The 9,596-nt window shown below is 45.1% G+C and carries 7 protein-coding genes and 1 tRNA gene; 4 read left to right on the top strand and 4 right to left on the bottom strand.

All coding sequences use genetic code 11. The annotated features are described in order from the left end of the window. A partial coding sequence (locus EO95_RS11660) for an S-layer protein domain-containing protein (RefSeq protein WP_048134857.1) occupies positions 1-577 on the top strand: 577 nt, incomplete at its 5' end. A 175-nt stretch (positions 578-752) separates the two neighbouring features. Then, positions 753-1,334, top strand: a complete 582-nt coding sequence (locus tag EO95_RS11655) for a hypothetical protein (RefSeq protein WP_048134856.1) — start codon at positions 753-755, stop codon at positions 1,332-1,334. Between the two features lie 537 nt (positions 1,335-1,871). On the opposite strand, the gene EO95_RS11645 is transcribed toward EO95_RS11655, so the two are convergent. From EO95_RS11645 to EO95_RS11630, 4 genes are all read right to left on the bottom strand, one after another. After that, positions 1,872-2,630: a formylmethanofuran dehydrogenase subunit C gene (locus EO95_RS11645; protein ID WP_048134854.1), complete on the bottom strand. Its 759-nt coding sequence runs from the start codon at positions 2,628-2,630 to the stop codon at positions 1,872-1,874. After that, positions 2,631-4,349, bottom strand: a complete 1,719-nt coding sequence (locus EO95_RS11640; RefSeq protein WP_048134853.1) for a formylmethanofuran dehydrogenase subunit A — start codon at positions 4,347-4,349, stop codon at positions 2,631-2,633. 1 nt (position 4,350) lies between these two features. Further along, on the bottom strand, positions 4,351-5,655 hold the full coding sequence (locus tag EO95_RS11635; protein WP_048134852.1) for a formylmethanofuran dehydrogenase subunit B: 1,305 nt from the start codon (positions 5,653-5,655) through the stop codon (positions 4,351-4,353). Between the two features lie 72 nt (positions 5,656-5,727). After that, complete coding sequence (locus EO95_RS11630; RefSeq protein WP_048134851.1) at positions 5,728-6,111, bottom strand: molybdopterin dinucleotide binding domain-containing protein; 384 nt, start codon at positions 6,109-6,111, stop codon at positions 5,728-5,730. Positions 6,112-6,914: 803 nt separating this feature from the next. Here EO95_RS11630 and EO95_RS11625 point away from each other — a divergent pair. After that, positions 6,915-7,024 (top strand) — tRNA-Met (locus tag EO95_RS11625). A 641-nt stretch (positions 7,025-7,665) separates the two neighbouring features. Further along, positions 7,666-9,596 (top strand): PKD domain-containing protein (locus tag EO95_RS11620; protein ID WP_048134850.1); only part of this gene is annotated, 1,931 nt, incomplete at its 3' end.

Genomic DNA, 9,596 nt, shown 5'->3' with positions numbered 1-9,596 from the left:
CATCCAGGACGAAGACGATGTTGTTGTCCTGAGAGTGCATGTCAACCAGGTCTTCCAGGGCGCAGTTGACAGCATTGCCCAGATCGAAGGTCTCTGGCTCATTGACTACGCAAACGCAATGACCATCGAATCTGACGACGAATTTGGTAACCTCGACGACGTTTCCATCAACGGTCCAACCCTCACGATCAGCAATGAGGATACCTTCACCCTGACCCTGGACTCCGAAGAGGAAATCGCTGAAGGCATGTTTTTCAAAATAGGTGACACTCCTGTCAATGAACTCAGGTACTTCCCATTCGTTGTGAGGATTCTCGGTGTAGGAAACGAAACCGTGGGACTTCCTGGATATAATGAAACCGAAATCGGAGAGGAAGTAACCCAACCTGATGAGGACGTAACTGAAACTCCAGGCGAGGGTGTAACTGAAGAACCAACTGAGGAAGCAACTGCAGGAGAAACTGAACCCGTAGAGGGCGAAACAACCCCGGCAGAAGAAGGTGCTCCTGGATTTGGAGTTTTCCTTGGCCTTGTCGGATTCCTTGCAGTCGTCTACCTCTTCAGGAGGAACAACTAAATTCTGAGTGAAGGGTTTTCCTTGCCCTTCTCTCTTTCAAATCCTTTTTTGGTTTATTTTTGCAGATAACTTTTTATTTGCAGACTTCTTAGTTCTGACGATCTTTTTAATTCTGAAATCCTGATTCTTTAAACCACCCGGTTTTTCAGGGTTTTACGGATCAAGGTGAAATCCCATGAAAAAAAGTATAGCTTTAATATCTGTGTTTGCGGTTTTGATGATCGCGTTTTCAGGCTGCGTGGATAACAACACCCCTGCAGTTAACGGGACAGATTCGGACAATCCGGAAACAAACGCAATTTCTGATGAAGATACAGCTGGAATAAGCACGCTTGAAACCCTTCCTGCAGGCTTTGAGTATGTTGATACCCTTCCGCTCTCCACAGATGAAATTAAAAGTGATTACAAAGCTGAAAATGTCTCAGGGGTCCTTAACGGCTCCGAAGGGATCTACAAAGACTCTAACGAAACTGACTATTATATAGATGTGATCGAGCTTGAAGATGAGGAATCTGCAAATAATCTCATCACTGCATACAAGGCTTCCTTCCCCCCATTAAGTGAAGGCTCCCCTTTTACGGATGAGTCCTTTAACGGGCACTCCGCTGTGAAAATCACCAATTACATCACATCCGGAGGAGAAACTGTTCCCAGATACTCCTATATCTGGAGCAATGAAAATTATGTGATAAAAGTTTTCGGAAATACTGCTGAAGAAGCTTCTATCAGGCAGCTGGCAGAAGCAACAGGATACTGATTTCTTTCAGTAAAGCTGACACCTTTCAGCTTTTTTCCTTTCTTTTTTCTTATTTCTTTTTCCTTAGTCCGTATTAGCTCTCTTAAGCGAGCTCACTGCTAAAACTCATAAATTAGTCCTCTTGAGCGCAGCGAAAAGAACCGCGTACTGTTGCGATTACATCGCAACTCCCAGGAAATCTCTGATTTCCTGTGATCCCGAGTCACAATTCGGGCGAGTCGCAATTCGGGTAGGCAAAAAGAACGGGCATCCCTAACTACACAGTTGTATACTCAGTTGATATACACAATTGATATCTGGCATCAGGTTTCCAGCATGCCTAATGCTTTTGTTTTTATCTACGGCACGCAGGCGGGCTCAAGCAGGGTGCGACGCGTGGAAAGAAGGAAAAGGAGATACAACAAAAGGCCATTTCGGAATAATACCAACCCAATTAACCAGGGAGTACAAAAAGAGTAGTAAAGCGGATAAGAAAGAAACTCCGCAGAGTCTATTATACTTCGGTCTCTTATCCGCCATACATTTATTTTAAGTCGTTCACTTTATAAGCAAAATGCCTTTTCCACCAACGTTAACATCACCTACAAACTTGCGGTATGTAACGCCTTCGACTTCTTCTGTCCCTTCTTCTTTGTAAGAGGGAAGCAGATCGGATACCTCACCGTTGATGATGACTGTACCGTTCTTCATTTCGCTTGCAGGCATGGTTGCTTTGCCTTCAATGACTATTTTCCCGCCGTTGTTTGAGATTGCGGGAAGGAGCCCTACATCGCCTTTTACGAGGATCTCTCCTCCGCACATGTGTTCTCCGAGGTAGTCCTTCGTATTGCCATTGACGGTAATCTTTCCTCCGCGCATGCCGCAGGACTCTCCACGGTAACCTGCGCCCACGTAATAGGAAGCGTTTCCGTTGAGAATAATCTCTCCGCCTGCCATCTCGCAGCCGAGCCAGCTGTCAGCATCGCCATTGATTACGACCTTTCCGCCCTTCATGCCAGAGCCGCAGTGCATGTCCACGTTGCCGTTTATCTCGATCTCTCCGGCGCTCATGTTCTGCCCGATTCGCTTTACCCTGGAGACATCGCCTTCGAAAACTATCTTTGTGTTTTCCACGGAGTCGCTGCCTTCTACCTCTACATTGAAGAAGTCTCCGAGGGGACACTGTCCGTTTCCGTACAAGACAGGAATCGCTTTTATCTCTTCCGTGGTCTTGCCCGCAAAGTTGTCAGGGTTTACATTATCGGCTTCAATGGGGATTTTATTTGCTTTTTTGAGGGAAAGTTTTACAACCTGCATTTAGAACACCCCTTCTGTGCCGATCTCAACAGGCTTATGGAGGTACATATCCTCAACCATGTAATTGGATTTGCTCACAGTGTAGTATTTCTTGAACTTGAGGTCTATATCTTTCTGCATGGAGCTGTCTATGTTTGCAGGGACCTTCGCATTCACCCAGTAAGTCCTTCCTTTCGGGGTGTCTTCGATTTCTCCGTCTTTTACAACGACCAGCCCGTCTTTCAGGGTATATGCGGTACCTGAGAAAGCTTTCTTAACTTTTTCGTACTCTGTAGTCGGGTCAATCTGGCCTGGGAGGATGTCATAGATTGCAATATCTGCATCTGACCCTACTTTCAGGTTTCCTTTCTCGGGCCTGCTGTATATCTTTGACTGGATGCTCCTTGTCATGACAGCAAGTTCGTAGAAGTCCAATTCTCTGTCGATTCCCGGCAGCACCATCCTGTCAAGAGCCATCTTGGAGAAGCCTGAGATAACCTCTGCTCTTCTCTTTGCACTCATCAGGTAGGTGAAGGCTTCAGGATAGTTCACGAAAGAGCCGCCGTTAGGGCTGTCTGTTGTGAACATGACTTTCCAGGGGTCTTTTACGAGCAGAGCAAGCTCAAGCCCGATAGCCCACTGAACTGCATTTACGAAGCTTTTTGGGGAATAGAAGAGGGGCACTACACCGGACGCGTCTTCAAGTTCGACATCCTGGTTGCTCCACTTCTCATGCAGCATCCTTGAGTTTGCGTATTCTACAGGTCCGTCTGCAGTCATGGTCACTGCAGGGCCAAAGATGACCTGTCCAAGGTCGAAAGTCAGGTGGTCTGCCCCGTTAATGTAATCTGAAACCATTGGGGCCCCTGTCTCAAAGTCCCTCCAGGAAGTGCCTGCATAGGCGTTGAACTGCACGTGAGTAACGTGGAGAGACTGTCTGTCCCTGCTTGGCTTTACCTTTTCAAAAAGCTTCATGGTCTCTATGGTGGTTGCATAGTTTCCGGGCTTTCCAAGGTTGTTGCAGTGCACATGTACGGAGTGAGGGAGCTGCAGGCGCTCGTTGGCTTCTACAAGGCCCATGAGAATCTCTGCAGGGGTTACATCAAAGTTCGGGACGGGGTCATAGAGTCCGCTTACGTTCTTGCCCCAGCCCCAGGCTTCTCCGCCTCCGGGGTTTACAATCTTTACTCCGTAGCCTCTTGAGGCTTTCAGGCCCCAGGCAATATAGGCTGCGAGTTTTTCAGGTTCTTTGTCCCTGATGTATTCCATTACCTGCCAGTTGCTTCCGAAGAGTGAGAGTCCCATTTTGTCGAGGATAGGGATTTCCTTAAATTCCTCATGGGTGTGCCTTGCAGAAAGAAGGGGGATTGCAGCCTCACAGATAGTTGTGTACCCGAGTTTTGCATACCTGTACCCGATTGCGTAAGTGTTTGGGGTGTTGTACCCAACCTGCGCTCTGGTCTTTTCAGTGCGTGCAACCTGGCCCGAAAGTCCGGGTACAAGGTTTTTCCTTGCATCATTGGGGTTCATGAAGCGGCCCACGTTAATTTTACCTGCACTGTGGGTGTGCCCATCAAAGCCCCCTGCCATGGTAAGCTTGCCTTCTGCATCGATAACCTTCGCATTTCCAGAGACACTGTCTACTATCTTGCCGTCTCTGATGCAGATGTCCATAGTCTCGCAGTTAATTCCCTGCGCCGGATCACAGACGCTGGCGTTTTTAATCAGGATTTCCGACATCTTATGCACCTCTCTTCAGTTCCCTGACCTTTGTAGTCAGGTCTTTTACGATTTCTTCGTCGGTCTTGAATTCTGAATCAATCAATTTCTTCATGCGGAGGGAAATTGCGTCCATACGGTAAGCTGTCCCTTCTGCTTCGATTCCCACAATTGCCGATGGGATCACCACATCTGCAAGTTCGGTTGTAGGGTTGGCATACGGGTCAATCTGGATTACAGGAATCCTTGCAAGGTGCCTGACTGCTTTTTGGGGGAAGTGGGCTCCGGCATCAGCTGCAGCTATAATTGCAGCGTCCGGCTCTTCACGCACAAGCAGGTCGTTTGCTCCGGTTTCTCCGGGGTTGTAATAGGGATATCCTTTTGCAAAGTCGATCGCCATCGGGAAACCTGTCTCCCAGGTTGCTACCTGCCCGAAACCGGTAACGTTATAGTGTCCACGCATTCCGATCATTACGGCTTTTGTGTGCTGGTTAAGGTCTGAAATGAGGGAAGACACGGCATCTCCGTTCTTGTACTTTGATCTGGACTGGGTGACCCCCATACCGAAGAAAATACAGACAAACTTTGCGTTCTTCAGAGTTTCTGCAAGCTCAATGATTTCAGCCTTAGGAACACCTGCAACGGTTTCCGGAATGACATCCTCATGCCCGTTTACGATTGAGCGGAGAGCAGTTACAAGGAGCAGGTCTGAGCCCTGTTCAATTTCCACATATTTATCAGCGAGTTTTGCAGTGTCAGTTTTTCTGACATCAATAACTACCATTGTCCTGGCTTTCCGTCCTTTCTCGGTAAAGAAGCCTTTTGAGAAGCTTGAGTAACGGGACATATGCCTGGGGTGCGCATGCACAGGGTTGCAGCCCCAGAAGACGGTTACATCTGCCCTGTTCTTTATTACTCCAAGGGAGGCTGAAGGAGACCCTTTCTCCTGGGCAGCAAGGGCTGATGGCCCGTGGCAGACATTTGCTGTAGAATCTATGACTGAACCGGTTTCTTCGGCAAGCTTAATTGCTCCGCTGATCGCCTCACAGGAGGTAGAGCACCAGCCGTAGGAAAGTGTCCTCCTGGAATTTACCAGGATTTTTGCGGCAGCTTCGATTGCCTCCTCATAGGAGACAGGCACAAGTTCCCCATCTTTTCTGATCATCGGGGTTTCTATTCTGTCATGCTCGAACATGCCGACAAACTTGCTGTGCCCGAGAATGCAGGCATTTTCTATTTTTGTAATCTTATTATCTTCAACAGTGACTGTGATATCGTCGCAGAGGGACCCGCAGAGGGAACATACTGCGTCTTTAATTACTGGCATATTTTTTCCTCCGAATTTTTCCAGTTTCTCCGGACCTGGATGAAAATGTGAATTTCTCGTTTCAGGGGACTTTTAATCTTCTAAATACTTCTTCATCAGGGACTTCATGTCCAGAGGCTTTTCATCCGTGACCTCTATTTCCGCAGGGATACCTTTGAATCCTGGCATCCCGCAGCCATGTGTGTCAGGGCTCAGCACTGCATTTGCCCAGGGACCCATAGGGATAAAGGCAAGGCCATCTGGATTCCCTTCATTTGCCTTTGCAAATACCACCACTTCCCCAAACTCGGTGGTAACCTTCAGGCTGTCTCCCTCAGAGGCACTCAGCCTCTCAAGGTCTGCGGAGTTCAGTTCGCAGTAAGCACAGGCATCAAAATAACCTTTGTGTGTTTTTGCTTCCAGATGTGCGCCCTGGTCGGCGGTCCTTCCGGATATGAGATTTGCTTTTATTTTCATGGAAATTCCTCATCTGGGATATAATCCAGGTATCTCAATAAGCTGAATCAATTTTTTAAGTGTCAATTTTTTAAGTGTCAATCCCAAATTCTCTACTTTCTAACACCTTTTCGGCCTGAAAACTCAGGTGCCTTGCTCAGGACTGATGGTTAATCTGAGGTCGGGGACTGTCTCGAGAGATTTTAGTTTTGGAGTCAATGGGAAATTGGGAGAGCTCAGTTTGGAATTAAATGCCCTGAATTAACTATTTAGTAAATAGTATTGTTGGAGCTGATTTATTGAAGACTTAACTTCTCGAAAGTGTAATCGGAACTAATTCCTTCTGATAGTGATTTTTTAAAGGATTTACCGGCATGGAAAATGGAACCTTCCGGGCAGCTCCTTTGACTGAAGGTCTATTTCGATCATTCATTATAATTATATGATTTATATATATTCATCCAGATTTACATCTATTTACAGCCTATGTGTTTGGATATAATTGATCAAGTCCCTGACGGGCGCTCTTTCCTGCTTTCCCTGTTTTTAAAAATCGTCCTGAAAGCTTATATATCACTTATTAATTATATTTTTAATCGTTATATAGGCTATATCCAGATAATTTCCTTTTATTATATATTACCCTATTATGTCACCTCTAACATAACGTGTTCACTGATGCTCTTCATGTGTTCTGAGAACTGACCATTTTATCTTTTCCATTCTTGAGTTATATTTTTCACATCAAAAATAATGAAAAACCCCATTTTCCCCAATTCCGATCGTTACCCTTTAATATATGTTAATACATTTGTGTGTTGCAAGCCCGGATAGCCTAGTCGGTTGGGGCGCCAGACTCATAGGGACTTTATATGAGGCGTCTTTAATCTCCTGAGATATCTGGAGGTCGCGTGTTCGAGTCACGCTCCGGGCACTTGACTCTTTTTCTGTCACTTGACTCTTTTTCTAATACAATGTGCTTTTTGGTATCTGGAAATATTCAACCTGATAAACACATTAAAAGCCACTTTTTCAATATTTTAAATGCATTTTTCAGGATTCTACTTTCTTTAATTATTGGCTATTTGAGTATTATTGAGTAATTGAGTATTCTCTTTTTTGAAGCTGATAAAGGGTAAGCAGTTTCTTACACTCACTTAATTATTTTTTTATAACATATGTAATATTTTTTCTATCTTTTGTACATAAGGGTGTTCTAATTTACAAATTTTTTAGTACTTTATCCCTCATTTTTGTGGACTTCTGCGGAAGATTGATTCATATGAATCTCTATATTTTTTCTTTTCTGAATAACGGCTTATGCAGGCTTATTCATCATCATTTTTTATTCTAATTGTTATGTTTTTAAACTTAACTTTTTTATATTATTAAGTCTCATACTTATTTAAAAATTTAATATAATCATTCAAATATTTTGGAATTGTATTTAACTATTAATTTCTCTGGTTATCTAATATATTTTTCTGAAATTTTCATCCCGTCTTATATTTGTTAGCCAAACCTTGCTCTTTAACTGTAACACATTTACTTTGAAAACGATTTTAGGTGTGAAAAATGAAATCCGAATCCGGAACTCTTGTAAAAGCCATTTCTATTTTATTTGCAGCTTTTATTCTGTTCTCTTCATTTCCTCTACAGGTAAGTGCAGAAAATGAAATGACCCCGGGCATTGCCCTGGAAAAAGATTCTATTCTGAAAATTCCCCACACACTTGTCGGGGCAGACTCGGCTGGCACTTCTTTGCAGCCAATGGTCACGGAGACAGGGAAAATTAGTCTCTCCGTGGATGGGCTTGGCACCGACGGCAGTGGGATTATTCAGGTGGAAAAACCTACGGGCGCTACTGTAAAAAGTGCTTATCTTATCGCTGCTGGAGCGTGGGGTAGTCAGATCCCTGAAGGAAGCGTTCTGATTAATGGGAATACAGTCGTGTGGAATAGTACTGCAACCAGTTCGACCTGCCATAACTATTGGGCAGATGTTACATCGTTTGTTAAACCTGTAGTTGATGTAGCTCCTGCAGGGAGAATTGGCTTCACCATTAAAGAAACCAGCGCATCTTATTCTGACGGAGAAGTCTTAGTAGTAATATTTAAGGACCCTAACCAGGTGGAAGATAATACAGTTATACTGCTGTTTGGTTGTCAGGATCCAACAGGGGATACCTTCAGCATCAAGCTTGGGGACCCCATCAATAAAGGTAATGCGAATTTAATGGTTAATATGGGACTTGGCATATCTTTCAGTTACCAGGCTAGCGGGGGTAGCCAGGTCAGTAATGTTGATGTAAATGGGGTAAGGGTTACCAGTTCGGCCGGAGGGGAAGATGATGGATACAGTGGTAACGGCGCGCTTTTGACTGTAGGAGGACTGGACGACAGCATTGAAAATCCTTCGGACCCATTAGCAGCCCCGATCAATCAACGGACCGATGACGAACTCTACAACCTTCTGCCTTTCGTAAACAACGGGGATACCGACATCTCGGTCTTTACTCAGAACCCTTCTACGGATGACAATATCTTCTTTTCATACTTTTTCCTAAAATCAACTACTGCGATGGTAGGCGAAGGGATTCTCCTGTCTCCTGCTTCCGGAAACGTTTCTGTCGGGTCTCAATATACCCTCGCCTCTGTGGTGCAGGACGATGACGGAAATCCTCTCGAGGGAAAAGAGGTCAATTTCTCAGTTGTTTCAGGCCCGAATGCAGGCCAGAGCAACTCTGTTACAACGGATGCAGCCGGGCGGGCTAATTTCAGCTATTCCGGGACTTCCACGGGTACTGACCTTATAGAAGCAAGCTTTGTGAACACCGCAGGCGAGACCGTCACGTCAAATCAGGCAAGTGTCGAATGGACCGCTCCTTTGCTTCTTCCTGTGGCAAATTTTGATTCCAACGTGACCCTGGGAGTCCAGCCCCTTACTGTGAGTTTTTATGACAGGTCCGAAAATGCAGCATCATGGAGCTGGGACTTTGGAGACGGAAACAGTTCGGAGCTTCAAAACTCCACACACACATATTTTGAGCCCGGATATCATACTGTATCACTAACAGTGAATAATTCGGTAGGCAGCTCCAATACATCTGTCCGGGAAGATTATATATTCGTGCAAGCGCTGCCAATTCCCAATTTCAGTACCAATGTTACTGACGGTACTTTCCCTCTATCAGTTCAGTTCACTGACGAATCACAATACGCTGAAACCGTAGAATGGAACTTCGGAGATGGAAGCAGTTCAACTGACCTGAATCCCGTTCATACTTATTCTGAAGCTGGTCTGTATACTGTTTCGTTAATTGCAACTGGAAATGGAACTTCAGTGACTAAAACCGTTGAAGACTGTATTAATGTTACAATTCCTCCTGTTCCTGACTTCAGTGCCAATGTTACTGAGGGTACCTTCCCGCTGACAGTCCAGTTCACTGATGAGTCTCAGTATGCTGAGTCTGTTGAATGGGACTTCGGAGACGGAAGCAGTTCAAC

Origin of the sequence: Methanosarcina sp. 1.H.T.1A.1, assembly GCF_000979295.1 — an archaeon.
Lineage (GTDB): Archaea > Halobacteriota > Methanosarcinia > Methanosarcinales > Methanosarcinaceae > Methanosarcina.
Note: the sequence above shows the minus strand (reverse complement) of the source record. Positions and strands in the feature narration are given on the sequence as shown.